Origin of the sequence: Selenomonas ruminantium subsp. lactilytica TAM6421 (assembly GCF_000284095.1) — a bacterium.
Classification (GTDB): domain Bacteria; phylum Bacillota; class Negativicutes; order Selenomonadales; family Selenomonadaceae; genus Selenomonas_A; species Selenomonas_A lactilytica.
Genome location: NC_017078.1, coordinates 22404 through 48022, shown reverse-complemented (window position 1 = coordinate 48022; position 25619 = coordinate 22404). Strand labels below are relative to the sequence as shown.

26 protein-coding genes and 5 pseudogenes are annotated in these 25619 nt (G+C 48.9%); 10 read left to right on the top strand and 21 right to left on the bottom strand.

Annotated features, from left to right (window positions below):
- Positions 1-4: 4 nt before the first annotated feature.
- The 8 genes from SELR_RS15910 to SELR_RS15875 all read right to left on the bottom strand — a co-directional run bounded on the left by SELR_RS15910 (position 5) and on the right by SELR_RS15875 (position 10341).
- Positions 5-994 (bottom strand): alpha/beta hydrolase, encoded by a 990-nt coding sequence (locus SELR_RS15910; RefSeq protein WP_014431069.1) that lies wholly within the window; start codon positions 992-994, stop codon positions 5-7.
- Between the two features lie 44 nt (positions 995-1038).
- Complete coding sequence (locus tag SELR_RS15905; RefSeq protein ID WP_197537194.1) at positions 1039-1341, bottom strand: hypothetical protein; 303 nt, start codon at positions 1339-1341, stop codon at positions 1039-1041.
- A gap of 16 nt (positions 1342-1357) precedes the next feature.
- Entirely contained in the window at positions 1358-2308 is a 951-nt protein-coding gene (locus SELR_RS15900; protein ID WP_014431067.1) for an aldo/keto reductase, read from the bottom strand.
- A gap of 111 nt (positions 2309-2419) precedes the next feature.
- Positions 2420-3481, bottom strand: a complete 1062-nt coding sequence (locus SELR_RS15895; protein WP_014431066.1) for an amidohydrolase family protein — start codon at positions 3479-3481, stop codon at positions 2420-2422.
- Between the two features lie 41 nt (positions 3482-3522).
- A complete protein-coding gene (locus SELR_RS15890) occupies positions 3523-4080 on the bottom strand; it encodes a flavodoxin family protein (protein WP_014431065.1) in 558 nt (185 codons plus the stop codon).
- A 39-nt stretch (positions 4081-4119) separates the two neighbouring features.
- Positions 4120-4755, bottom strand: a complete 636-nt coding sequence (locus SELR_RS15885) for a TetR/AcrR family transcriptional regulator (RefSeq protein ID WP_014431064.1) — start codon at positions 4753-4755, stop codon at positions 4120-4122.
- Positions 4756-4947: 192 nt separating this feature from the next.
- Positions 4948-8610, bottom strand: a complete 3663-nt coding sequence (locus tag SELR_RS15880; RefSeq protein ID WP_014431063.1) for an autotransporter outer membrane beta-barrel domain-containing protein — start codon at positions 8608-8610, stop codon at positions 4948-4950.
- Positions 8611-8853: 243 nt separating this feature from the next.
- Positions 8854-10341 carry a 1-deoxy-D-xylulose-5-phosphate synthase gene (locus tag SELR_RS15875; RefSeq protein WP_014431062.1) on the bottom strand — a complete coding sequence of 496 codons (1488 nt, stop codon included), beginning with the start codon at positions 10339-10341 and terminating at the stop codon, positions 8854-8856.
- Between the two features lie 260 nt (positions 10342-10601).
- Between SELR_RS15875 and SELR_RS18045 the strand changes: the two genes are divergently transcribed.
- Together SELR_RS18045 and budA are read left to right on the top strand one after the other, a co-directional pair.
- The gene (locus tag SELR_RS18045) at positions 10602-11144 is read left to right on the top strand and encodes a hypothetical protein (RefSeq protein ID WP_014431061.1); all 543 of its coding nucleotides are present in this window, start codon (positions 10602-10604) and stop codon (positions 11142-11144) included.
- A 40-nt stretch (positions 11145-11184) separates the two neighbouring features.
- Positions 11185-11922 carry an acetolactate decarboxylase gene (budA, locus tag SELR_RS15865; RefSeq protein WP_014431060.1) on the top strand — a complete coding sequence of 246 codons (738 nt, stop codon included), beginning with the start codon at positions 11185-11187 and terminating at the stop codon, positions 11920-11922.
- 161 nt (positions 11923-12083) lie between these two features.
- On the opposite strand, the gene thpR is transcribed toward budA, so the two are convergent.
- From thpR to SELR_RS15855, 3 genes and pseudogenes are all read right to left on the bottom strand, one after another.
- Complete coding sequence (thpR, locus tag SELR_RS15860) at positions 12084-12584, bottom strand: RNA 2',3'-cyclic phosphodiesterase (protein WP_014431059.1); 501 nt, start codon at positions 12582-12584, stop codon at positions 12084-12086.
- 31 nt (positions 12585-12615) lie between these two features.
- Positions 12616-12783 (bottom strand): annotated as a pseudogene (gene cutA / locus SELR_RS19320) (divalent cation tolerance protein CutA); the annotation flags it as partial.
- A pseudogene (locus SELR_RS15855) lies at positions 12771-13103 on the bottom strand (cob(I)yrinic acid a,c-diamide adenosyltransferase); the annotation flags it as partial. The pseudogenes cutA and SELR_RS15855, both read right to left, overlap by 13 nt.
- Positions 13104-13472: 369 nt before the next feature.
- Between SELR_RS15855 and SELR_RS15850 the strand changes: the two are divergent.
- The gene (locus tag SELR_RS15850; protein WP_014431056.1) at positions 13473-13769 is read left to right on the top strand and encodes a LysM peptidoglycan-binding domain-containing protein; all 297 of its coding nucleotides are present in this window, start codon (positions 13473-13475) and stop codon (positions 13767-13769) included.
- Positions 13770-13860: 91 nt separating this feature from the next.
- On the opposite strand, the gene SELR_RS15845 is transcribed toward SELR_RS15850, so the two are convergent.
- The gene (locus SELR_RS15845) at positions 13861-14064 is read right to left on the bottom strand and encodes a DUF1653 domain-containing protein (protein WP_014431055.1); all 204 of its coding nucleotides are present in this window, start codon (positions 14062-14064) and stop codon (positions 13861-13863) included.
- A 156-nt stretch (positions 14065-14220) separates the two neighbouring features.
- Between SELR_RS15845 and SELR_RS15840 the strand changes: the two genes are divergently transcribed.
- Both SELR_RS15840 and SELR_RS15835 read left to right on the top strand, forming a co-directional pair.
- Positions 14221-14592 (top strand): MerR family transcriptional regulator, encoded by a 372-nt coding sequence (locus SELR_RS15840; protein WP_014431054.1) that lies wholly within the window; start codon positions 14221-14223, stop codon positions 14590-14592.
- 187 nt (positions 14593-14779) lie between these two features.
- The gene (locus SELR_RS15835) at positions 14780-16084 is read left to right on the top strand and encodes a purple acid phosphatase family protein (RefSeq protein WP_014431053.1); all 1305 of its coding nucleotides are present in this window, start codon (positions 14780-14782) and stop codon (positions 16082-16084) included.
- Between the two features lie 13 nt (positions 16085-16097).
- Here SELR_RS15835 and SELR_RS15830 read toward each other — a convergent pair whose 3' ends face one another.
- On the bottom strand, positions 16098-16547 hold the full coding sequence (locus SELR_RS15830) for a GNAT family N-acetyltransferase (RefSeq protein ID WP_014431052.1): 450 nt from the start codon (positions 16545-16547) through the stop codon (positions 16098-16100).
- A 276-nt stretch (positions 16548-16823) separates the two neighbouring features.
- Here SELR_RS15830 and SELR_RS15825 point away from each other — a divergent pair, with 276 nt between their 5' ends.
- The 3 genes from SELR_RS15825 (at position 16824) to SELR_RS15815 (ending at position 19430) form a co-directional block, all read left to right on the top strand.
- The gene (locus SELR_RS15825) at positions 16824-17156 is read left to right on the top strand and encodes an EamA family transporter (RefSeq protein ID WP_014431051.1); all 333 of its coding nucleotides are present in this window, start codon (positions 16824-16826) and stop codon (positions 17154-17156) included.
- A 120-nt stretch (positions 17157-17276) separates the two neighbouring features.
- A complete protein-coding gene (locus SELR_RS15820) occupies positions 17277-18194 on the top strand; it encodes a LysR family transcriptional regulator (RefSeq protein WP_041914927.1) in 918 nt (305 codons plus the stop codon).
- Positions 18195-18305: 111 nt separating this feature from the next.
- Positions 18306-19430, top strand: coding sequence for a 5-methyltetrahydropteroyltriglutamate--homocysteine S-methyltransferase (locus tag SELR_RS15815; protein WP_014431049.1), 1125 nt, complete (start codon positions 18306-18308; stop codon positions 19428-19430).
- A 27-nt stretch (positions 19431-19457) separates the two neighbouring features.
- On the opposite strand, the pseudogene SELR_RS15810 reads toward SELR_RS15815, so the two are convergent.
- The 5 genes and pseudogenes from SELR_RS15810 to SELR_RS19315 all read right to left on the bottom strand — a co-directional run.
- A pseudogene (locus tag SELR_RS15810) lies at positions 19458-19658 on the bottom strand (D-alanyl-D-alanine carboxypeptidase family protein); the annotation flags it as partial.
- Between the two features lie 118 nt (positions 19659-19776).
- Positions 19777-20262, bottom strand: a complete 486-nt coding sequence (locus SELR_RS15805; RefSeq protein ID WP_419789607.1) for a hypothetical protein — start codon at positions 20260-20262, stop codon at positions 19777-19779.
- 204 nt (positions 20263-20466) lie between these two features.
- A pseudogene (locus SELR_RS15800) lies at positions 20467-20689 on the bottom strand (hypothetical protein).
- A 30-nt stretch (positions 20690-20719) separates the two neighbouring features.
- Positions 20720-21196 (bottom strand): pyridoxamine 5'-phosphate oxidase family protein, encoded by a 477-nt coding sequence (locus SELR_RS15795; protein ID WP_014431045.1) that lies wholly within the window; start codon positions 21194-21196, stop codon positions 20720-20722.
- A gap of 189 nt (positions 21197-21385) precedes the next feature.
- Positions 21386-21655 carry a hypothetical protein gene (locus tag SELR_RS19315; protein WP_014431044.1) on the bottom strand — a complete coding sequence of 90 codons (270 nt, stop codon included), beginning with the start codon at positions 21653-21655 and terminating at the stop codon, positions 21386-21388.
- On the opposite strand from SELR_RS19315, the pseudogene SELR_RS18040 reads away from it, so the two are divergent.
- A pseudogene (locus SELR_RS18040) lies at positions 21641-22179 on the top strand (putative sulfate exporter family transporter); the annotation flags it as partial. The gene SELR_RS19315 and the pseudogene SELR_RS18040 overlap by 15 nt on opposite strands.
- Before the next feature lie 32 nt (positions 22180-22211).
- Here SELR_RS18040 and SELR_RS15780 read toward each other — a convergent pair.
- The 3 genes from SELR_RS15780 to SELR_RS15770 form a co-directional block, all read right to left on the bottom strand.
- Positions 22212-22910: a DUF5714 domain-containing protein gene (locus SELR_RS15780; RefSeq protein ID WP_014431041.1), complete on the bottom strand. Its 699-nt coding sequence runs from the start codon at positions 22908-22910 to the stop codon at positions 22212-22214.
- Between the two features lie 74 nt (positions 22911-22984).
- Positions 22985-24640, bottom strand: coding sequence for an FAD-dependent oxidoreductase (locus tag SELR_RS15775; RefSeq protein ID WP_014431040.1), 1656 nt, complete (start codon positions 24638-24640; stop codon positions 22985-22987).
- Between the two features lie 104 nt (positions 24641-24744).
- Positions 24745-24927 carry a hypothetical protein gene (locus tag SELR_RS15770; protein WP_158645838.1) on the bottom strand — a complete coding sequence of 61 codons (183 nt, stop codon included), beginning with the start codon at positions 24925-24927 and terminating at the stop codon, positions 24745-24747.
- Positions 24928-25093: 166 nt separating this feature from the next.
- Here SELR_RS15770 and SELR_RS15765 point away from each other — a divergent pair, with 166 nt between their 5' ends.
- A complete protein-coding gene (locus SELR_RS15765) occupies positions 25094-25609 on the top strand; it encodes a phosphatase PAP2 family protein (protein WP_014431038.1) in 516 nt (171 codons plus the stop codon).
- Positions 25610-25619 lie beyond the last annotated feature (10 nt).

Below are 25619 nucleotides of genomic sequence, written 5' to 3'. Positions count from 1 at the left end.
ATCATCATTTCATATGCCAGTTGATAAAATCACGGATTTCCACAAAGGAATCCACGCTATCCTGCAGTTCCGGCAGGAGCAGGGCAAAATCATGGGACATCCCTGGGTAAACCGTCATGGTTACATCTACGCCCTGCATAGAGGCTTTTTTACCCAGGTCAATACCTTCATCAAAGAACAGTTCATAACTGCCAACCTGAATCAGCATTGGGGGAAGGCTGGACAGGTCCGCATTCAGTGGAGACAGCAGGGGATTTTTTGCTTTATAAGCCTTGCCATAGGAAGGGTTCTTCACTTCCCCATACATAATGGGATTATTACTGCCCAAAATCAAATCCTTGCTGGCATTATACTTACGGGAAGGCAGATTCGTTTCCAGCGTTGTCCACGGGGAAATCAGGATCAGCATGGCAGGCTGGGGCAGTTTGTTTTCTTTCAGATACAAGGACAATGCCAAAGCCAGATTGCCGCCTGCCGAATCACCGGTAACGATTATTCTGCTGGCATCTTTGCCGCTGGCCAGCAAATCCTTATAGGCGGCTACTGCATCCTCCAAAGCAGCAGGATAAGTATGCTGCGGGGCAATGCGGTAATCCACCAGATACATTTCCCGAGCGTTGGCCAATATACCATGCTTTTCCGTCATTTGACGGTGATTATTGTCCTGTGGCAGAATATAGCCGCCGCCATGCAGATGGAAAATAATCCTGTCCGTGCCAGCCGCAGGATTGACCAGCTTTTCCATGGTCACATTACCTGCATCATATGTTTCATAAGACCAGCCATCCGGAGCTTCATAGGGTGCGGGCTTTCCTTTTGGATGTTTGAGCGACTCCATCATGGCTGCCACATGCGCCTGCTTAGCCGCATCATCCAATTTCAGTCCGCTTTCCGGCAATGTCCAGGCCGGTGCCGCCCATGCGGTAAAACTGCTCAAAGTCAGACTAAAGCCTAAAATTCCTGCCGCCAAAAATTTTCCCACTCTGCATTTCATTCCTGCCATCCTCCTGTCTTATGAACTTCAAGTCGAGTATTATTTCATTTGCCAATCACACGCGCAGCCGCTTCTTCCCGCTGTTTTTTTCGCTGATGGTAAAGCTCATGGCGTTTTTTAGCAGCCTCGAAAGCTGCCTTTTCTTCTTCGGTTTCAAGTTCCAACGGCGGCACGGCCATGGGACGGCCATTGCGGTCTAATGCCACCATGGTGAAATACGCGGACAGCGCATGCTGCGGTCCCTGGTCAGCCTCCAGCACTTCCACTTCCACATTAACCGCCACTTCCATGGAAGTATGCCCTACATAAATAACTTCAGCAGTACAAGTCACTAAGTCGCCAATCAAATAACATTATCCCCTATCAGTCCATTTTCTTTTCCCATTCACGGATGGTGGAGACATTGGCTTTATCCGCCAGCTCTTCCAAACGAGAAATTTCCTCTGCATCAAGCGTTACGCTAGCAGCTTTGGCCGCGTCTTCCACATGGCGTACCTTAGTCACGCCGATAATGGGCAGTACCCCCTTGGAGATTGCCCAGGCCGTGCCAACCTGTGCCACGCTGAGGCCATGCGCTTCACCGATTTTTGCCATCTCCGCCGTAAGGTCTTCCAGCTGTGCCAAAATGGGATTATAACTCTTGGCACGGTCAGAACCTGCGGGGAAGGGATGTTTTGTATCGTACTTGCCGGAAAGCGCGCCCTGTTCCAATACCATATAGGCAAAGAACTTGATATCATTTTCCTTGCAATATTTCAGGATTCCTGCCCGCTCTGAGGAACGATTGAGCAGGCTGAAATGGTTCTGCACCGCAGAAACCTTGAAGCCCTCTGCCTGCAGGATTTCGTTAGCCCGCTTGATCTGAGACAGGTCATGATTGGACACGCCCACCTGCTTAACCTTGCCAGCTTTCAGCAGGGAAATAAGTTCCGGTGTCCAGCGCTCCACATCCATGGGATTGTGAATCCAGTAAATATCAATCACATCAATACCCAGACGCTGGCAGCTTGCCTCTGCCATCTTTGCCATAGAATCTTCATACATCCCCGCAATCTGCGGCGTGAATTTGGTGGAGATAATGACATCCTCAGCCTTGACCTGACGCACGAAACTGCCCAGAATATCCTCCGAAGCCCCCATGCCATAAACCGTGGCCGTATCCCAAAGGTTCAGCCCGTTCTGCATGGCCGCGTCAAAAATCGGCTGCAAATCTTCCTTTTCCAGATGATTGCCAAACACCTGATCACCGCCAACTGCACCAGAACCCCAGGACCAGGCCCCCAAAGCTATTTTCGGCATTTTCTTCTCACTCATTGTATATGCTCCTCTCGCGCTTTAAATGACACCGTGTAACTTTTTTTGATGATTGTATTATATTCTCTAAATGACACTATGTCAATATTAAAAGTAAAAAAATTTTCGCTATTAAGAAATCAACTTTTGCGAATTTTGACAATATATCTGTTCCAGCCATTCACGCTGGGCAAGTTCCCTGTCCAAAGCCGCTTTCTTCTGGAGCAGCACCGGTGCTGGTACATAGGGATAATCACTGCCATACAGGATATGCTCCTGATCCGTAATCTTCAATAGCATGTCCAGCGCATCGGGCATGGGATCTCCGGCCAGGTCAAAATAGAGATTGCCCATGCTTTTTTCCATATCCACCGGCTCCATCATATTCATCCCGGCAAGCATGGCAAACATGGCTTTTGCCCGCTGCTTCATATAGGGCAGGAAGGAGCCGCAATGGGGCACTACCAGTTTTATCCGGGGATAGCGTTCCAGCATGCCGCTGGCGAGCAGATTCAGCATCGCTCTGGTGGTATCTGCCGGATACTCGTAGAGCGCCATAACCCTGCCCGTTACCGTCCCCTGCCTTGGTAGCTGCGGGGCGGGACTGGGATGGACGATGACCAGCGCCTTGCGGCGGTCAAGCTCGGCAAAGATTTTCTCCCAGCGTTCATCCCCCAGATAGATTCCCTGGGCATTGCTGGGCACCTTCACGCCGATGGCTCCTAATTCATCCATAGCGTAAGCTATTTCCTCGATGGAACCATCAATGGCTGGGAAGGGCAGAGCCGCCACAAAACCGAATTTGTCCGGATAATTTTGACATAATGCCGCTGTTTCCACATTTATCCGCCGTGCCACCTTGCAGGACAGTTTTTCGTCCCCATTGTAAATATGCGGCGTGGCTTGCGACAGCACCGTATAGTCAATTCCCGCCTCTGACATGAAGGCCAGATGCGCTTCCTCCGACCACTTGGGTAAGGGATAGCCTTCCTCCGCTGCCGCATCTATGCCCAGCTCCTGCAACCCTTCTATATAACTTGGCAGCATGGCATGAGCATGCATATCAATCTTGCGCCCACGTGGAAGCCTTACCTCCTGCGGCGAGGCAGCAGCCGTTTCGAGCAGACCGCCACCTGTGCCCAAGAGTGCCAATGCGCCCAAGGCGCTTACTTTCAAGAAATCGCGTCTTTTCATTATCCTATAGCTCCTAAAACATGAAAAACCGGCTTCAGCCTTTAGTTTTTGCCGAGATTCTTCCCCATCTCATAGGCTTCCTGCATGGCAGAACTTTCCTTTACATTTCCCGGAGCCAGTGTGCCCTTGCCCAGGATATGACCGCCATTGCGGTTATTCACGCCGCCATGCATATTGAAACATTCCACATATTTCTGGAAATCCTGCAGCATATTGTCAAAAAGCTTTTCTTCCGGCACGCCCCCTGCCACGATAAGGTAAAAGGTCTTATCCTTGGCAATGGTCATATAAGGATACAGTCTGTCGATGCCACGCTTCATCAGGCTGGTCCAGGAAAAGAAATACATGGGAGAAGCAAACACGATTGCATCCGCCTGCCCAAATTTTTCCAGTACCGCTGTCATATCATCCTTCTGCACACACTTACCCGGATTCTTCCAGCAAGCCATACAGCCCAGACAGTCACCGAACTTCATATCGCCCAGTTCCACCCGCTCTACCTGATGGCCAGCCTCCTCGGCACCACGGATAAACTCACCAGCCAGCAGCCCCGTATTGCCATTCTTGCGCTTGCTGCCATGCATTACCAAAACTTTCATTTTCGCTCCTCCTTACACATTCAACGGATTTGGTCCATCTTACACGCTCTTCTCGACGCCTAGCAGCTTGCGCAGGCAGTTGTAGGTGATTTCGTAAATCGAATAGTAACGAAAACCTACATCGGCCTCCTCCATGGCCTGCCGCTGCTTGTCGGTAACCATCACATAGGGGTAGATGCCGTACATAAAGGGAAAATAGGCATAAAGGAAGCTTGTCTTTTCCTCCTCGCTCATCTCCGGACAATACTTATCCAGACAACGATGCACCGCCTTGATGGAAGCACCATAAGCTTTCTTGAATTCTACCAGATTCTCATGACGGCTGTTCTCCTCCATATCAAAGTGATTCATGGACAGAAGTTTCAGCAGACGCTGCCGTTTCTCCAATGAATGTGCCAGCGCAGAGGCCAGTTCTTCCCGACTCATAGCAGCATGCGCTGCCATCATGCCCTCTAAGTCTGCCACCCATAATTCATACTCCCGCTGCATCAGCGCCAGGAAGATTTCCTCCTTGGTGTTGAAATAGTTGTAGATGGCAGTGCGGTTGAAGGTCGTGACCTTCCCAACTTCCTTCAGGGTGATGTCCTTGAAACTCATCGTCTCATACAGTTTGGCACAGGCATCGACAATACTTTCCCGCCGTGCCAGCATCTCTTCTTCCGATATCTTTGGCATATATATTCCTCCGTCGCAGTAAAATGACACAATGTAACTTTTATTGACACTTTGTATTATAGGGTTATAATGACACTATGTCAATATATTTTGTAAAAAATTTGACCAGTCATTTGACTGGTCAAAAATCATTATATTTAATCCCTTATGCCTATTTAAGCAAGGCAATTCATATGTACTTGATGAACTGAGTCACCACACCCTTTTAAGCTGAACAGATGCAAAGATGTCTTTATCATGGGCACCCTTCTGGAGCTGGGCTTCGCCATCCAGGAACCAGCCCTTGGCAAATTCAGTCTCTCCGGATAGCGCGAGCATGAAGTGGGTTCTGTCCTGATTGTTTCGAAGGGTATAGAACCGGCTGTCATTGCCCTCATAGCTAAAGGAAAGTTCTGGATCTGCCCCGGCAAAGGCATGCTTCACCCCCAGGCGCATGCCATAGCTGCCACACTTCAGATAACGTTTCAGTTCCACACCCAGCTGTCCCGCAAAATAGGTGTTGTGCTGCCCTGAAACATGCTGGTTGAAGATGCCCGCGCCATTTTCCGCGTAGGCCTTCTGATTCAGCCAGGAAAGCTGGAGGTTGGTGTAGGGGCTGACATGCCAAGTCCTGCCGTCATTTGCGTGGAGGTCATACTTATACTCTCCTCCGATTTCTGCCAGCTGGGAATCGTACTGCGCCTCTGTGCTAAGACCGAGCGTCCCAATACTGCGATGCAGCTTGTTCCGAATCCAGCCGTAGTCCGCATAGAGATAGGCATCAGCAGCATTCTTATGATAACCAGCATAAACGCCAAACCGCGTATCGTAGATGCTTCCTTTGCCGGAGTCTGCTCCAAAGCCCGTTGACTGGTAGCTCACGAAGACGCCGCCCCTCCAGTTGTCGTTGAGCAGACGGTCATATCCTCCCGATATGGCGCTGCCATGATAGTTTGTACCGCCCCTGAGATTGCCCCAATTCTTGGTGAACTTCACCCAGGCATTATTATCCTGTGCCATGGGGAGATCCGTGCTCATCTTGATACCCTTCTCATCTCCATCATCCGCGAAATGACTCACCGGAACGGTCACCTCCGCTGGCCGGGTGGAAAATGCCGTGCTCAGGCGGTCAGAAATCACACGGCCGGCAACGGTGCTCTGCTGGACAAGGGAAGCCATCTGCGGCGCTGCCGATGAACCAATTCCCGTGAGAGCATGTTTCGCAGCTGATGGGCTAAGACTGTAGAGGTTACGCATCTCATTTCGCCGGGTATCCCCCACGAGGCTCTTCTGCATGGCGTCCATGGCATCATAGGCATCGGCCTGCTCTGCTGTCATTTCTCCGAGATTGTTGGCGGAATGTGTTCGAACCTTCAACGTGTTTCCTTCTATGAAACCCGTGGTCGAGAGCATCCCCGTTACAGCACAGGGCTTTCCGTCAGGATTCGCCAAATTACCTATTAGCGTTCCGGCCTTCAGCACGTTCAAGTTTTCATCAGGCAGGGCATTTGTAGCAGAAATCGTGGAGCCCTCCAGATTCGCTGTACCACTGACGGAGATATTCCCCTGAGAACCGCCGCCGTAAGCGCTCAAAGTACCATCGGAAACGAGATTTCCCGTAATGGACATGCTGGTATCGGCAGAGTAAGCGCCAATGGTGCCGTGGTTAATGAACTTGCCTGTGGTCTCATCTGAAAAGCCCTCTGCCATGCGTGAGGTCATATCATTTACGGTATAGGTTCCACCGAAAAGCCCGGCTCCCTTTGAAACATTTAAATGAACAACATCTGCCGTTCCCATATATACCAGATTGCCACTCTTCACGTTCATCTTCATATTGTCGGAGCCACTGACATTTCCTTGATAGAGCATGGCCCCATCCTGCATATCAAAGTTCAAGTTAGTCACCAAGTCGGGGATATAGTCGGCATAAGCGTACTCGCCTCCGTTATATTGAATCAGCAAGGGCTTGATGATTCCGTTCTTTGTCTCCACTTCATTAGTGTCCCTATTTTGTTCCTGATAGGTGGTGTTTTTTTCCGTATCGAAAATTCCCTGTTCTTCAGAAAAATGCTTCCAATCAGAAGTGATAGCGCCGCTTATTTCTGCCCCTTTATTCACGTTGATATTTTTGACAAAGGCATTTCTGCCAATATAGATTGCATTTTCACTGCCGGAAATTTTGCCGGACAAATTGAAGTCTGTAATCAATTCCCCCTTCAATTCATCGGCTGAGGCATTGTAAGTGTTGCTGTTCATATCGTTCAGGACTTTATTTTCCGCCTTGGTGATTTCGCCGGTGTAGGCACTGACTCCACGACTGTAGCGAATGTAGGAGCCACGGTATTCATCAAGGGCTCCATTGGAGCTTGAGCCAAAGTTGAATTCCACCGCATTGCCGCCTGTCCCATTGGCCGTCACATTTCCCGCCAAATTGAGATTTTGCTGGCGGCCATAGGCAAATAAGATTCCCTTCCCCCTATAACCGTCCCCATGGATTTCAATTGATGCGGGAACATTTATCGTATTGCCTTCGCCATCTACCCGGATGCCTGTTGCGCCAACGCCTTGTGTCAAAATATCTGCGGACTGGGTAATATTGTTATTCGCTCCGTAAACGTGGAGACCAATTCCCAGAGGAACCTGACTGTAAGTATTTTCAAGATAAGCCGTGCCGTCAGAATTTCTCGCAGAATATCCCTGGGTATTGTCGATGGTCAAACCGTTGCCATAAACAGAACGTCCGAAATACGCCTTTCTGTCGAAATCATAGCCCAAATCCTGCAGGGCCGCCAACTCCACCTCCATGAAGGTGGTATAGTTGGTATAAAAACGATGGCTTTGCACACCAGCTGTCTGGAAGTGGGAGCCTTCAAAATCTTGCTTATAGGCGCTGCCATCCCTTTTCATTTCAAAAGCGTTGGTAGGTATGCCGGAAACGCCGTTGAAGGTTGCCCCTGCCAGGGCATCCGTTACATTGTCCCCTACAAAATAGGCAAAATTTCCCAGATCTACAATAAAGCAATCCGATTCCTTAAGGTCTGGATTCTTTGCCTTTAAAAGGTTAAAACCTTCAGTAGTCACGATCATCATACCTGGCTTGCCATGATTTCCGTTCTGGTCCACCAGATGGAGATTCCAAAAGTCCTCGTCTTCGGTATTTGTAAATCTGGCCAAGGCCAGCGTACTGACACCATCGACATAGGTAACTTTCTCCTTTACTGCCTTTCCGTTCCAGTCACAATACTCTGTGCTGGCACTCACCCCCAGGGCATGTACCAGTTCATGACGGAAGCAGCCGACAAAATCAGCGGCTTGTTCATTGATGGGAAGCACCGTGTCCGAATCCACCCACCACCCCTCAGGAGCGCCGTCACGATTGGCACCAAAATGCTGTCCTATGCTGATGCTTGAAAAAGCATATGTGCCCACCTTATCAGTAGTATCCGTTTTCAATTTTTCAATATCCAGATAATCAAGATTCATTTTTCCCTGCAACATTTGGGCAACATAGTTATCATTAACCATAGTTCCGTCTTTAATTGAAGCTGTGATAGCATTGGCATTTTGGTAGTTGTCCTGCGTGACAACTATAATCTGCCAGGGAGAAGTGAATCCCGACCTTGGCCCCAGCATTTCTGACCAGTAGGTGGTGGCAGATTTTATCGCGTCCCTGAGACTCAGCGGCAGTGCGTACCCCGAGCCTGAATCATCGGTTATATTTGAAATCTTTTCCCCTGTATTTAAAAAGGCAAAGTCAATAAATTGCCTGCCGCCAAAATCTACGCTATCGGAATCATAGGCTTCAACGTGGCCGCAAAAGTTTAACCCTGCTGTCAAGGCTGCCAATATTGCCAGTTTTTGGGATTTTCTCATCCTTGTGCTCCTTCCTCTCCTGACGGTAGAAATCCTTCTCACCACACCCGTTTAAGGTGAACAGATGCAAAGAGATCTTTATCATGGGCCCCCTTCTGGAGCTGAGCTTCGCCATCCAGGAAACATCCTTGTCTATATGAATACTTGCTCCCGTTATAGTGGATATTCGCCAACACTTTCCGGATTCCTGCCTCAAGTCCGTAAGCGGGGAACAAGAAAAGGGCATCGTGAAAGGGTACAATACTACATACCCCACTTCACGATGCCCTGTTCTTTGAGTTTGGTCGCTGCTTCTTCCGCCAGATTATAGAAATTGCCCAAGCCGATCAGGGCTACATGGCTGCCTTCCTTCACCACTTCGTACCGATTGAGTTCGTCATAAGACTTGCGCACCGGACGCTTGGAGCTGCCCACCATGGCATGGGGGACGCGGATAGCCACGGGATATTTATCCTGCGGAATGGCCCAGTCCAGCATGGCTTGATATTCTTCCGGGGAAGTCGGTGCCAGATACACGAGGTTCGGGATATTGCTCATCATGGGAATATCATAGAAACCCAGGTGCGTCACATCGTTCATGCCGTACATGGAGGCCCAGAACACCAGGAAGGTTGCGGGGCTGTTGTTGACACAGACATCCTGCGCCAGCTGGTCATAAGTGCGCTGGAAGAAGGAAGCATAATCGCCAAATACGGGATGAGCGCCATTGCGCGCCAACCCGGAAGCCATGGCCACAGCCTGCTCCTCAGCAATGCCAACGTCAATGTAGTGTTCTCCAAGTTCCTCACGACGAGCTTGCGTAAGCCCCATGCTGGCTGGAGTAGCTGCAGAGATGGCAATGAATTTCTTATCTTCCTTGGCCAGCCGCAGGAAAGTTTCGGCGGTCTGCTCTGCGTAGGGATCAACCAGCGCCTGCTTGACCTCGCCCGTTTCAATATCAAAGGGCATATGCCAATGCCAGTCTTCTTTGTTCTCTTCGGCAAACTTATAGCCTTTTCCCTTTTGAGTGACGATATGCACTACCACCGGATGGTCAATATCCTTAACCTCTTCAAAAGCAGATATCAGTGTTTCTGTATCATTGCCGTCAGCGACGAACCGGTAATCAAGCCCCATTGCCTTGAACAGATTACGCTCTGACTTACCGTTGGTATCACGCAGCTCTTTGAAGCCCTTATACATGCCGCCATGAACCTCAGCAATGCTCTGGTCATTATCGTTGAACACAATGATCAGATTGGACTTCATTTCCCCGGCCGTATCCAGCCCTTCCAAAGCCTCGCCGCCACTCATGGAACCATCGCCGATAATGGCAACGATATTCTCCTTGTCCCCCTTGAGGTCGCGGGCCTTGGCCAGACCAGTGGCCAAACTGATGGAAGTGGATGTGTGGCCAACATTGAACATATCATGCTCGCTTTCCTCCGGGTTGGTGTAGCCCGACACATCATCATAATGCTCTTCGTAAAGGTAAGCATCCCTGCGTCCCGTCAGCATCTTATGGGGATAGGCCTGATGGGAAATGTCAAAGACAAATTTATCCTTTGGCGAGTCAAACACCGTATGCAGGGCAATGACCGCCTCCACAATCCCAAAATCCGGGCCGAAGTGGCCACCGTGGATGCTGGCTCGTTTCAGCATGGCATCCCGCATTTCCTGTGCCAGTGCCTTGCGCTGCTCTGCAGAAAAACCTTTAATATCCTGAGGACTATTGACTTTCTCTAAATACATGAATTTACTCCTTTACAAACATCTTTCATTCAACTGATGCCTGTAAGTCTATACCCTTGAGTGAACTTCAAGTCAATACCCCTTACGAAAAAAATTTCTAAACGGCAAAAGGAAAAAGCACGCGCCTTTAACCCATGCCATTCCAAAATTTACGCTTCGTTTTCGAAGCCTCCTTTACATTATTTGCAGGACATTTTATTATCAGCCTAGAATTTATATCCCGATTCAAAGTCATCTATACACACGAAAGGAGAATACCTATGCGAAAAATGCTAAAAGCATGGCTCTTTACCATGCTTCTGCTGCTCCCCTGTATGTTAGCCAGTGCCAGTAGTTTATATCCTGATACACTCGACAATGGCAATTATGTATGTGTCGACGGTGGTATGGGCGTTGGCACTTATGCTGACAGGTCATCTGTTGTTGTTCAAAACTACAATCCCCCCAACTATCAAATCGCCATAAATATCATTCGGATTCAGTTTTCCGATGAGTACTGGAGCAAGCATGAAACCTATGTAGGCGGTCCATATAAAGTCATTGGTAACTTCACTGCTTACTTCCGCTATAATTGGGAACGGAAATCTGTGGCATGTCTTCGCCAAAATGGCTGGATGGATTGGAACATCCATCACGATTACAGTCATGCTGAAGGTAACCCATTCGTTCCTCATGCTGCTGAAGTTGCTTTTGTGTCCGCTTATAAAATGCGATTCTTCAATGACACCAAGGGCTATAGCCCCGTGTTAAAAGAATATCGCCGTGTTATCGATGAAAGCTTTTACCGGACTTTAGGCATATAATTTTCAAGGCAACGCGATCAGTTAGAAATAGGAGAATGCTATGATGGAGCAAAACTTCGTGAAATATTATCAGGTATCTACACTGCAGGCTTTAGCATTGGGATTTTCAAAATCCGTGATAACAGTAGGAGAACTGCTTCAGCACGGGAATCTTGGTCTTGGAACTTTTGAAGATGTGGATGGAGAAATGATTGTTCTCGACGGAAAATGCTATCGCGCCAAAAATAACGGAGAAGTGGTTCCTGCTGAGAATGAAAGAGGCGTGCCATTTGCTTCCATTTGCTGTTTCCAATCACATAGAACAGAGACATTCGAGAAGATGGATACTATCGAACAGATAAAGGAATGGCTGACGCTTCGTATCGAGGAAGAATTTGGTCTTAATTCCATGTATGCAGTTCGAATCAACGGAGAATTCTCAAGGGTAGATGCACGGTCAGAATCAGGAACGAAAGCTCATCATGTGACACTGAAAGACGCATTAAGTATCACCCAGAAAGCGTTTATTTTTGAAAATATAAAAGGCTCACTGGTATGCGTATATTACCCTGACTATATGGATGGAATTAATGCAGCGGGATGGCATATGCATTTTCTCTCAGAGGATAAAAGAAAAGGCGGGCATGTATTTGATATCAGCATGACCAGGGGAAATGCTTCATTTTGCAAAATTACCAGCTTAGAAATACGGATTCCTGATTCTCCAGCATTTGATACCTATGCACTAAAATGCGCATCTAAGGAAGAAATCCAAAGTGTTGAGCAGGGAAAAAGCTGACACTATGAGTCTTTATGGCTGGCTCTTTTTTCGCCATCAGTATTTCACGCTGGGCTTGAAAGCAAGGCTATCGCTGGCAGCGATGTTCAATAGCACAATGGACTCGCCAGGACAGGAATCAGCAATTATTAAGACACAAGTGTTACAAAAATGCTTGACCACTAGATTCCAATCTCCGTATAAATCATGCCATGCTTGCCACGTTCTGATCTCATTAGGGAAATGTGTTCTATAACCATCTTGCCCTGCGGCGGCTCGACCTGAGGCAAAACAGTCTTGCCACGATAGATTGCCTTGCGAACTACCGTAATATGCGGGAAGAACCGCTTGCGATCATAGGGAATTTTATGCTCAGCCAGAGCCCTGCGCAGCCTCCTGACATAATTATCTAGGCTGGTGTTCTGTTCTATTCCAGCCCAATATACATCGCCGAAACTCCCCATACCGTTGAGTTTCATGGTCATAGGCTCAAACGGAACGGTCTCTATAACATCCATGACTTCATCTGGTGCCCCGTAATCTCCGATAAAAGCCAGCGTTAAATGCAGATTTTCCCGGACAGCAAAATATCCTTCCACACCAGAATCTTTTAGTCGCGACTGAAAAGCCTCCAAAGCATTTATCACTGGTTCCGTAAATTGAATGCTGATAAAAAGCCTCATGGATTTTCCACCACCTTATCTGTAATGGGCTCTACGTATACAGCGGGATTACATTGATTACAGGCTCTTCGTAAGGATGAACCTCACGGATTGCGTTTAATGTCTCCTGAAGCGCCTCCTTCCGGATGTTGACCTCCACTTTAATTTCCGGAGCTTCGCTGATTTCATTGCATGTTCCAATATAGGGCTGACTGCTCTTCTCACTTCAGCAAAACCTGTATTTATAAGTTCAATATAGTCCTGTGGAGGCTTTCCCTTAGGAAATATCACGACAGTATCCCCATATTTATCCTGTAACTCTTTGCTTAAGGTTCCTTCTTCTGCAATGAAAAACGGCTTACCACTGGTTCTTAATGTAAGCACAGGCGCAAATCCCTGCAGTACCTTCTGCTCACTATAGCAAAGGCTTTTCATGAACTGCATGACATAGACTTTCTTGCCAGCCCCTAATGCCCTAATAGCCAGTCCAATAGCCGCTGTAGTCTTTCCTTTGCCATTTCCTGTATAGACCTGAAGCATTAAGTTGCCCCCCTCATTAGCGCTGCTGCCTCTATTTTCTTATCCCTTTTAACAATTCCGTGTCAACGACCAATCTCCTTCTTACTGGCAGCTGAATATTCCACTACATCCGCATCACGCCATCGCTGACACTATACAGCATCCCCCTACGTTTTCACCCCCAGCCCAGGATGTTAATAATTAACATCCGACCCTGCCTTTTTATGCTAAGTTCAATGTCTATGTTAAGGCTATTGCTGTATGAAAAATATTTTTTAAACAACTATTGACATTGAAAACTAACAAAGATATGATATTCTTAGATAGAATATTCTATCTCATAGTAATCATACATATTTTATTATTGGGTTAGCCCAGGAGGGTAAGAAGATGAGGAAAGTGGTTATCGTATTGATGGCGGCTTTGTTTGTCTGTGTAGGGAGCGTTAGCGAGGCCGCCGAAGTGGATCATCGCTCTTGGACGGTAGTCCATGTTTCCTACGAAGTTCAAGAAGGTGACACTCTTCAGAGTGTTGCTGAAACCTATTTACAGAAGAATACCTATGGAAAACGTGATATTAACGAATTCCGTGAGGGTATCAGGGAGCTCAATGACTGGCTCTTGACCAGGGATATGCAGAAGGGCGACGTTCTTCGCATCAACTACTGGGAAAAGGTCAGTAAGTAAGAATCAGGGCCGCTTGAGATTTCAGGCGGCTCTATTATTTTACCTATTTTATTCCTGACAATCTCTAATGGGATTTATGTTCCCACTCCATTCATACCTGCTTTCTCTCAAACCGATATTCCTGCTGCACCTGCGGATATTTCTCATGGTCTACCTCGCTCATAAACATATCCAAGGGACGGCAATATATGCCATAACTGCCGTACAAGGCCTGATACACGCAGTAAAATTCCCTTGTCTCCGTGTGCATGACCGGGCAGGCTATGATCTTATATGCATTATCCTTGATGTTCATTATAACGCCAGTGTTCCCGTTTTGCCATAGATAAAACTTCCTCTTGACGTTTTAACTTTTTCCTGTCCTGACAAAAAATTTTCTTCTTGACTTGGAGTGGACTCCAAGTGTTAAACTGATGCCATAAGATAATGTTAGGACAACGAGGTGATATGCATGACCATCAAGGAAGTCAGCGAAAAATACGATCTTTCTGCGGACACCATCCGCTACTACGAGCGCATTGGCCTTATCCCCCATGTGCCCCGCAAGGAAAACGGCATCCGGGATTTTGACGAGGCCTCCTGCGGCTGGGTGGAATTTATCAAGTGCATGCGCGGCGCCGGGGTTCAGGTAGAAGCCCTCATCGATTACGTTGCCTTATTCTTCCAGGAAGGCACCGAGGCAGCCCGCAAGGATATTCTCGTGGAGCAGCGTGCCCGCCTGCAGGAACAGTTGGAAAACTTGCAGTCCACCCTGAAGCGGTTGGACTACAAGATTTCCCATTATGATGAGATTCTCAAATGCTCGGAAAAACTAAAATCATAATCCCCATCTTCCCTATTAACCCCAAGTGCAGAAAACTGGTGCCAGCCGCAAGCTGACACCAGTTTTCCTTTTATTGCGCCTTTTGGAGAATTTCCGCCAACAATCCTCCGAATATTTTCCTTGACTTGAAGCTGGCTCCAAGTAGTAAAGTATAGTTGATGAATCATTTATATTTGAGGATGAACGCATGAAAAACGAACCAAAGAACAAAAACCTGCTCTCACGCCGCAGGTTTCTAAAAGGGATTGCCGCCGGGGCTCTGTTGCTGGCCGGAGGTGCTTATTTTACAAAAGGCTCCCTCTACCGACAGGCCGTCACGGGCGTACGGTCTTTGACGGAAGATCTGCAGGCCAGATTCCTGCGGCAGATGATAACAACGGATGCCGCCACCAGCCGGGTGCTGATGTGGCAGGCGGCCAGTAGGCTTTCCCAGCCGCAGGTGGAGTACCGGCTCAGTGGGCAGCATGATTCGCTGACGATTGATGCACAGGAAGACTTTTTCACCGATGATGGCGTGGAGAACCTGCAGTATCTGGCCCGGCTGGATAACCTCACCCCGGAAACGGACTACGAGTACCGGCTGGTATCGGAAGGCCATGCCAGCGACTGGCACAGCCTCAAAACTGCCGGAACCAGGGCCTTCAAGTGCCTGCTATTCCCCGACTCCCAGTCCAGCGATTACAGTGACTGGGAAAATCTGGCCCAAACAGCGGCAAAACTTAATCCCGATGCGGAGTTCTTTATCAATATGGGCGATATCGTGGACAATGGCGAAGACCACACCCAATGGCAAGCTTGGTTCAATGGCGTAGACGGAATCATTGACCGCATCCCCTTTGCTCCCCTGATGGGCAACCATGAGACCTATGACCTGAACTGGAAGGTGCGCCTGCCCGAAGCCTATCTCCATTACTTTGCCGTGCCGGACAACGGCAGCAAGGATTTTGCCCGCTATTATTATGACTTCGACTATGGCAACGTGCATTTCATGGTGCTCAACAGCCAGTGGGATGAGACAGAAGACTTCAAGCCCGGCCTGCTGGAAGAACAGAAAAAATGGCTGCAAAAAAGCGCGGCAGCGAGCAAGAAACGTTGGCAGATTGTGCTCATCCATAAGGACGTGCTGCAATACCGCATTACCAAGCGGCCCGAGCGCAAAGAGGGTATTTCCGGTTTGGGCGAGGCCTTTATGCCCCTCTTTGACGAGCTGGGCATTGATGTGGTCTTTACCGCCCATTTGCACACCTACCGCAACCGGGGACATATCCGCAACTTCCAGCGGGATAGCAGCGGCCCCCTTTATATCCTCACCGGCGTGGCCGGCAATGTCCGCTACCCCGGCCTCTGGATTGACCATGCTTTGGACGAAAAGGTGGCCCCCCAGCCGGAAACCGACAATTACCTGACACTAGAGGCAAATGAAAACCGCCTGCTCATCAAATGCTTCCTGCCAGACGGGCAGGAAATCGATCAGGCGGTGGTTGAAAAATAGGCGGGTTACCACGCTACTGGCATCCAATCTTCCTGCGCAAGACAACCATATCGATAAGCTGTCTGCCTCCCTCAAAGATAGCATGGTCATAATTATCCAGGAAAAAATTCCTTCTCACGCCATAACGGACAAAGCCACAATGTTCATAAAAAGGAATGGTAAGAGGGCTGTCCCCCGTGCCGACCTGAATGAAAGCAAAATCCGCTGCATAATGTTCCGCCAGATATTCGATGAGCTTTTTGCCATAGCCTTTTCTCTGTGCCTGGGGCAAAACTGCGAGATTCTTTACTTCCAGCACGCCGTTTCCTTCATCCGTGACCACGCATTCAGCCTTTATACCATCATCTTCCAACACATACATCGTGCCCTCAGCCAAATACTTTTCGATCATGCTTTCCTGCTCATCTGCCAACAGCAGCAGGTCTATATGTTTCTTTTTATCCGGCTCTTCATATATTCGCACTGCACCTGTCTCCCATTTCGATATCGTCTTATCGCTTACATCAAGCTGTTCCGCTAACTGTCAATGCGTCATGTTGCTTCTTTCCCGAAGCTTTTTGATGATACTGCCGGTTACATATTGATCCATGTTCATCCCTCCTTGCCCAATATTTTAAGTAAGAATTTTACACCTTTACATATCACACGTCAACAATCCCTTTTATTTGGAAAACAATGATAAAATGCTGAAACAATGCGAACGCTGCGACTATCGTAAAAAGGAGAACCACAATCCATCATGAATATCCGTGATATTTTTCTTGCCCTGTTGGTCATAACCGTATGGGGGGCTAATTTTACGGTCATAAAGGTCGGCGTGGACAATATCTCGCCCATGCTACTGGCGGCCCTGCGTTATGTCTTCACAGCCCTGCCAGCCGTCTTCTTCATCCCCCGGCCCAAACTGGCATGGAAATATAAATCAAATCCCCCAGAACGAATTGAGCTGGTAGTTTTGTTGTTGGCCGATATTCTTTACATACGGCAGATATCACTCGCTGCAGCCGCCAAAGTTGTCAGAATTCATTTCAACTTGTACAATAGTCAGGGATGCAACTGCTTTTTAGTTTAGAAGGGAACGATTGAATATGCAAAGAGGAAAATGTCTCAGAATCAGGATTGCCCTAGCGGATTGCCGCAGAACTATGGTATGTCATCAAGGTATTCAAGGCAGAAAAGATCAGGGAATGATATGACACTTCAACAGTTACGATATGTTATCAAAGTCGTGCAGGCTGGTTCTATGAACCTGGCCGCACAACAACTCTTCATTTCACAGCCCAGTCTTTCTAAAGCGATAGCGGAACTGGAAAAAGAGATGCAGATCAGTATTTTTGAACGGTCAAACCGCGGTGTCGTGCTGACAGACAGCGGCAGCCGTTTTCTCTCCTATGCCCGGCAGGTAGTGGAACAAGCAGACCTGCTTGAGCATCAATACAAGATAGACCATCCCATCAAGCGTGTCTTTGCCATATCCTCCCAGCATTATGCCTTTGTGGTCAATGCTTTTGTGGCTTTGGTCCAGGAATATGCCAAAGATGAATACGAATTCTCCCTGCGCGAGTCGCAAACGGCAGACATCATCGAAGAGGTACGAACGCGGCGCAGTGAGCTGGGCATTCTATACTTGAGTAAGTTCAACAGGGAAATCATGAATCATATCCTGCAGGGAGCGGAATTGGCTTTTGGTACGCTGTTCAAGGCCTCGCCGCACGTTTTTGTAAGCCGGAAAAATCCCCTTGCCCAGAAAGAGTCCGTAACATTGGCGGATTTGCTGCCCTATCCGCGTCTTACTTACGAACAGGGGACAAAGAACTCCTTTTATTTTTCCGAGGAGCTGCACAGCACCGAACAGGTTCCCAAGAGCATTGTGGTAACAGACCGGGCCACGCTCTTCAATCTATTGATTGGCTTAGATGGGTACACGATTTCCTCCGGCATCCTGTCCAGCGACCTCAACGGCACCGAAATCGTCGCGGTTCCACTGGCCAGCCAGGAATATATGGAACTTGGTTTCATCTATCCCAAAGGCCTGCCTTTATCGGCAATGAGCAAACGATATCTTGAACTGCTGAAGGATTATATCGCCGGTTATAGCCAAAAGCTATAACCCGTGAGAGTTTTTCTGTATTAACGATAACCACGCGGTCTGTGCTATACTCTGTTCAACAAAGAAATGAATTTCGTTTATATTGATTGAACAGAACAGGAGTGTTTATTTATGAGTAAAGCACAAGCACCATTTCGTTATGATATCGTTGGCAGTTTCCTGCGGCCGGAACAGTTGAAGCAAAAACGGGCAGCCTTTGCCGCCGGCGAAATCTCAGCTTCTGAACTGAAGGCAGCGGAGGATGAATCCATCCGTTCGCTGATTGAAAAAGAAAAAGAACTGGGGTTAAAGGCTGTGACCGATGGCGAATTTCGCCGTCGTTACTGGCATCTTGACTTTTTGGCCAGCCTGAAAGGCATCGAAGAAGTGCCGGCAGAACAATGGTCTGTCAAGTTTAAGGGAAAACAGCCCAAAGCGGCAACAATCCAAATCGTGGATACGATAGATTTTGATCCGCATACAAATCCCTTCCTTGAGCATTTCCACTTCCTGAAGGAAGCTGTCGGCGACACGCTGGTGAAGTTCACGCTCCCCTCGCCGGCGATGCTCCATTTGATTTGCTGCGTGCGGGCAACGGACTATACCCCTATTCCACAATACACAGAGGAAGCTGCACTGTATCACGATATCGCCTCAGCCTATCAGAAAGTCATCAAAGCCCTCTATGATGCAGGCTGCCGCTACCTGCAATTCGACGATACCTCCTGGGGCGAGTTCTGCGATACCGAAAAGCGCAAAATCTATAAAGAACGCGGCTTTGACCTCGATCAGATTGCAGAAGCATACGTAAAGATGATCAACCTCGCATTGGAAGCTAAACCTCAGGACATGAAAATCACCATGCATATCTGCCGTGGCAATTTCCGTTCAACCTGGTTTTCTTCCGGCGGATATGAGCCGGTGGCGGAAATCCTGTTTGGCAGCTGCATGGTGGATGGGTTCTTTTTGGAATACGATTCCGAGCGTTCCGGCGGCTTTGAACCATTGCGTTTCATCAAGGACCAGCAGGTTGTCCTGGGATTGATTACTTCCAAATATCCCGAGCTGGAAAAAGAAGCGGATATCATTGCCCGCATTCAGGAAGCAGTCAAATACGTTGCGTTAGATAAGCTTTGCCTGAGTCCTCAATGCGGCTTCTCCTCCACAGAAGAGGGCAATCTTCTTACAGAAGAACAGCAATGGGCGAAAATCCGCCTGCTCCGTCATATCGCGGAGCAAGTCTGGCAGGACGCCTAACAGCGTTCATCCCGGATTGGTAAACCTTCATTCTTGCAAATCTTTGCTAAAAGCATAATCCAGCAGTGCAGCCGCATCGTGGTAACGATCTTCATCGCTTTGCGCATGCATGATGACTACGATATATTCCCTGTCATCCCTTTGGGCTGATGCTGCCAGACACCACTGTGCAGCCCGTGTATAGCCTGTTTTGATGCCGTTGCACCCCGGATAGCTTTGCAAAAGCTCATTGGTGTTTTCGCAGTCTTACGCCTCCCAGCGGTTAAGACCACTACTATATCATCATCACGAATAAGCCCTCTGCGTCAGCTGAGGGCTTTCGTCATTCCAGCATTTCTGGCAGGGATCAAAGAAAATCCTTGATCATCGTTCCAATCGTTACGATTGCATATGACACGATGCAAATCAATATAAAGGTGTCCCAGTAACGCCCCTTGCTTCTTGCCGTCTCGACAATCTTCTGAGACATACTCTCCAAACGAGTATAATCCACACTGGACAGATATGCCGCAAATCCTGGCAGATGGCCGTTTCTTCTAGCCTCCAAGGCCTGATTGGTAAGTGCCTGTATCTTCTTATCCACGGCCTCAGAGGGTGTAGCCATGTAGCGGTTCAGGCGATGCCAAACGTTTTCAAACACCATGAGATAGATGCGCTTATGCCGAATATAGTACCGGCGAATGGTTCCCATGGTCACCGCCATAAGCAGGATTTCAATCCACGAATAGGTCAGGCTGTTATTCCTGACGGATTCGACAATTACAGAAGTTATCAGATAGAGCAGAAAAATCCCCTCTGTTGACTGTGCAAATGCGTTTTTCCACAATTTCACTACCGGGACTGGGGGATTCCCCCAAAAAATTCTTATATTTTTCAATAAATCATTCACCTCAAGCTAAATCTGTCAAAAATAATTCGGGATGAAATTCATCCCGAATTATTTTAAACTTTTTCTTTCGATTTTTCAACTGAAAACCACCAGGGGTTCCTATATGCATTCAGCCAATCCATACAGCCCTCCTGTTGTGCCACCTCTTCAGCAGGAACTTCTTCCCCAAACAGGGTGCTTTACCTGCCGCAAGGCCCGCACCCTGATGAGCCGCAGAGCCTCTGGCAAATCTACATCAGCGCGTCCCGTTGTTTTCGTAAACACACAAGGGATTTTCCACACCGATTTCACTGGCAGGCATATAAACATATTCATCAGTATCATTATCCCCGAAAATAACACCTGTCTTTAATTCCGCTATGGTAATCATTTACTTTACTTCTATTCTGCTTTATCTTCCTTATGACTCATTTACCAGCTTGCCCGTCATATGCTCAAGGCTCATCTCCAGGCATTGCACCCGCGGCAGGGCATTTTTTAATTCCTTCTCCAGATATTCCTGATCGTCGGTGAATTTGCCTACGAGATGCGTACATATCCTGCGGGCCACTTCTTCGTCCTCCACCAGGCGGATTTTGCCGAAGGCGATAACACTCTTGATATTGAGAGCCCATTCCCCGTCTTTGCGATAACCTTCGTCATAAGCACAGAAGCTGGCCTTATCGCATTTTTTGATGGCTTCGATTTTGTGTCCTGCCTTGGCTCCATGGAAATACAACTTGCCATCTTCCTCGCAGTACCAATGGTTTATGGGCAGGCCATAGGGATAGCCATCCTCCCCCAGCAGGGAGAGTACACCTCTCTTGGCATCTTTCAATACCTCACGGCATTCCTCTTCGGTAATCTGCTGCTTGAAGCGTCTCATATTCCTGAACATCATCTGCTCTTCCTCATATAAATAACGCCATATCTTTATCTTCTTTTGACCTAACGATAAAGATATGGCGTCTTTCCTGCTACCCGGTGGCAACAGGCACCTGTTTATTTCTTATGCTTCTATGTTACCACGCTATCGTGGGCAAATCAACCCCAGTGCCGGACTGTATCCCCTATTGATGCAAGGTACCTATGATTTCAGCATATTCAACATCAAAGATGCCGTTTCCGCACAGGCAAGACTCTCTTCGTTTCCCTCTACTGCCTTACCAGATTTTTCCACCTGGTTACTGAGTATCGTGGGAATTTTTTCCGGATTGGCTGCATGGGTCTTATTCTGGGACACAATGCACTTGCCTTCGTAAACCGTAGTAAGTACAGAGCCATCCGACATAACCTGCGTGACCACCGTGGTTTCCTCACCACTGTTGCCCCCTGTATCCCGATGACCCTGCGCCATTTCCAGATTTTCTTATGTGTCTGCGATGAGGATGGCATGACACGTGCCGCCGAAAAACTGCATATTTCTCAGCCCTCGGTGAGTCAGGCCATCCGGGAGCTGGAGGAGCATTATGGGACGAGGCTCTTTGAACGGCTGGGCAAGAAGCTGTTTCTGACCGCGGCCGGGGAGGAGCTCCTGCAATATGCCATCATCCTGTTGGGTTTTGAGATGAATCTCTTCCGTGTGCTGGACATCGGCAGCCAGTCCTTCTCCGTCATGATCTTCACTCTGCTGACAGCTTTTATGACAGCCTGGGGGGTAGGCAGACTGCTGCATCTTGACCGCAATACCACTACCCTTATCGGCGCCGGCACGGGCATCTGATGAATATGTCCGACCTGGGCTTTGGCATGTGGGCCGGTACCGCGATAAACGATACCTCTTCTGTGGTAGCAGCCGGTTATTCTTACATCGAAGAAGCCGGAGGCCTGGCCACCATCGTAAAGCTGACCCGTGCCTTGATGATCGTACCTGTCTGCATGTCCCTGCTGGTGCAGTATCTGATTGGAATAATCTAATATTTTATGTTGAACGGCGAAAACGGACAGCGTTTTCCAATGCATTGATTATTCTGCCCGACATAGCTGCATACGACTTTCTCGCCTTCCATCTCCACACCAAAGTTTTCCTTTACGAATTCTATAGCCGAAAGTATGGACAGGAAGGAATCCCGCTTGCAGCAGCGCGGGCCACCAATATCTCCGATTCTTCCCAAGGATTTTGCCGTCATCTTATGGGACAAGGCAAAGGGCTGTTCCTGCAAAGGGGTGGAACCGGAAATAATGGAAACGAACATGCCGGAGCTGATTCCCGCACCGCAGGCTCCCCAAAAGCCACAAGCTCCCCCTGGCACACTTTTGCCCCGCTTCATCATTTCTATGAGGGCCGCCGCTAAATCAATATCGCCCCCGGCATTCCGATAAGCCGTCAACAAGGCGGCGCCCACCATAACATGATGTTCCGGGCCGTGCATATGACAGAAGGGCAAATCCATCATCTTTTGGATGATAAGGAGGGGATTCTTCGAGGATTCCTCCAGACACAGGCCGATAATCTCATCGATACCCTGGGTATGACACTCATTGCACACATAGTGGCCATTTATACATCTGGTCTTGCTGTTCTCCTGCTTATGGCAAATTGCACATTCCATCATGACATCTTCAGCAAGATATTCCAGTTTTTCCTTACAAATCAAACATTCTTCCTGCACGAAAAGCACTCCTTCTCCGACTGTTTCCAAAAGAAGACCTTCAGGGCAATATGAACACCCTGAAGGTCTTGTCTTTATTTCGGCAAAGTTCCCTGCAGATAGGTGAAACCACCCATCATATTGCGAACCTCAAAGCCTGACTGCTTCAGCATGCGTTCCATGAAATATCCGTTCATGCCAATTTTGCAGATGACCACCAGGGGCCGTTTTTTATCCAGCTTATCCAGTTGTTCCCGCATTTTTGCCGCCGGGATATTGATTGCTCCCTCTACATGGCCTGCCGCAAACATTTCCGGCGGACGCACATCGATGATCAAGGCCCCCCGTTCCTGTTCGGCCGCCAGTTCCCCCGGCAGCAGGGGATTGGTCAGGCCCTGCAGGATGTTATCGCCATAGTATCCGGCCATATTCACTGGGTCTTTGGCTGAAGAGAAGGGCGGCGCATAGGCAAGCTCCAAATCTTCCAAATCATACACCGTGCCGCCTAAACGCAAAACAGCAGCCAATACATCAATCCGCTTATCCACGCCCTTTTTACCAATTGCCTGGGCACCAAGGACCTTGCCATCCTGCAGGCTGAACAGCACTTTAAGGGCGAAGGGCTCCGCCTGGGGATAATAAGACGCATGGTCATTGGGATAAGTGATGGTATAACGATAGTCCTTGCCATAAACCAGCCCCGCCTGCTGCAAGGCCCGCTCGTTTTTGCCGGTAGCGGCAGCAGTCAAAGAAAAGACCTTGAGCACTGAACTGCCGACCACGCCGGCATACTTGCGTTTTTTGCCGGCAATATTGTCAGCGGCCAGCCGCCCCTGACGATTGGCGGGACCAGCCAAAGGCAGCGCCGCCTTCTTCCCCGTCAGGCCGTCAAAGGTCATTACCGCATCACCTACGGCAAAGACTGCCGGGGCGCTGGTCTGCATATATTCATCAACTAAAATATGCCCCCTTTCCCCCAGCTCGATGCCGCTATCCTGCAGGAATGCCGTATCCGGGCGCACGCCGATGGCCAGCACCACAAAATCAGCCGTCAGCACTTCCTGAGGAATTTTAACGCCAATGGTGCCATCCTCATGATGAAGGAATTCCTGTACGCCCTGCTCCAACAGCAGCTTCACGCCGTTCTGGCGCAGTTCAGCTTCTGCCAGGGCTGACATATCCGTATCAAAGGGAGCCAGAATATGGGGTGCTGCTTCCACCAATGTCACGGACAGGCCCTGAGCCTGCAGATTCTCCGCCGCTTCCACGCCGATGAAACCGCCGCCGACCACCACGGCACGCCCCTGGGGATAATCCCCGACCAGCTTCTTCAAGACCGCAGCATCCGGTACATTGCGCAGGGTTACAATGCGTTCATGGTCAATGCCCGGAATCGGTGGCCGCAGGGGCTGGGCACCAGGGGACAGCAGCAATGCATCATAGCTTTCCGGATATTCTTCCTCGCCGTGGCGAATGGTTACCTGACGGGCTGCCGTATCCACCTTTACGACTTCGCTCTGCACCCGCACATCCACGTTAAAAAGCCCGCGGAATTTGGCCGGCGTCATCACCAGCAAATCTTCCTGCCGTGGAATAACGCCTCCCACATAATAGGGCAGGCCGCAATTGGCAAAGGAAATATCGCCGCCGCGCTCCACCAGAATGATTTCTGCCGCTTCGTCCAGCCGCCGCAGACGGGCAGCTGCTGTGGCGCCGCCGGCCACGCCGCCAACTACGATGTATTTTGCCATAATCATACCTCCAAATGCGTATCATTTCTTCGAACTTGTTATGATTATAGCAATATACCAGCCAAAAGTTCGTGATTCAATCACTTTTTCGCTGGAGTGAAATATCAGCGCAGGTTTTGCTGGATTATGCCCAGCACCAATCCCGCTACGCCTGTGCCAGCCAAAAGCTTTATCACGCCGATTTTCCTGCGCACATCCACCAGGGAAGCAGCTAAAATGATTACCCCCAAGGGGTCAATGGTACTCAGGTCGACCGGCAGGGTTTCCGTATTATGGCCAGGGGCCATATGAGTTTCCAGTAAAAGTGGGGACAGGCTGCTGCCTGCATTTTGCAAGGATTTCTGTGGAGAAAATAATCCTCCCCTGTGTTTTTATGCATTGACAAAGTGATCACGATTGCACTATAATGGGCGAACATATCATTCTGGTACAGTCTGCAAAACGAGGTAACTTATGGACAAAGCAATACTCATCTTCATACAGGAAAATATCCGTGCGGATCTATGGACGCCCATTCTGATGCTGATTACCAATATGGGGCATTATGGAGCCATCTGGATCGCCATGACCATTGTTCTGGCCCTTCGCCCAGCGACCAGACACCAGGGAATACTGGCCTTGATCTCCCTGCTCTTTTGTGGCGGAATAGCCGCATGCATAAAGCATCTGGTCATGCGGCCGCGTCCCTTTTTGCAAATGCCCGACCTCATCCCCTTGGGGCATCTGCCCCATTCCTTTTCCTTCCCCTCCGGGCATACGGTCTGTGCCTTTGCCGCAGCCTTTATCCTTTGGCGAACCTGCCAAGGCTGGCAGCGATACTTTTTCATGGTTTTCGCTGTCATCATGGCCTTTTCCCGGCTTTATGCCGGTGTCCACTATCCTACGGATGTACTAGCCGGCATAATCGTGGCTTTTGCCGGCAGCAGCCTGGTCTGGCATTTCCGTTCAACTCTCTTTAGCAGCAGATAATGAACGAGAA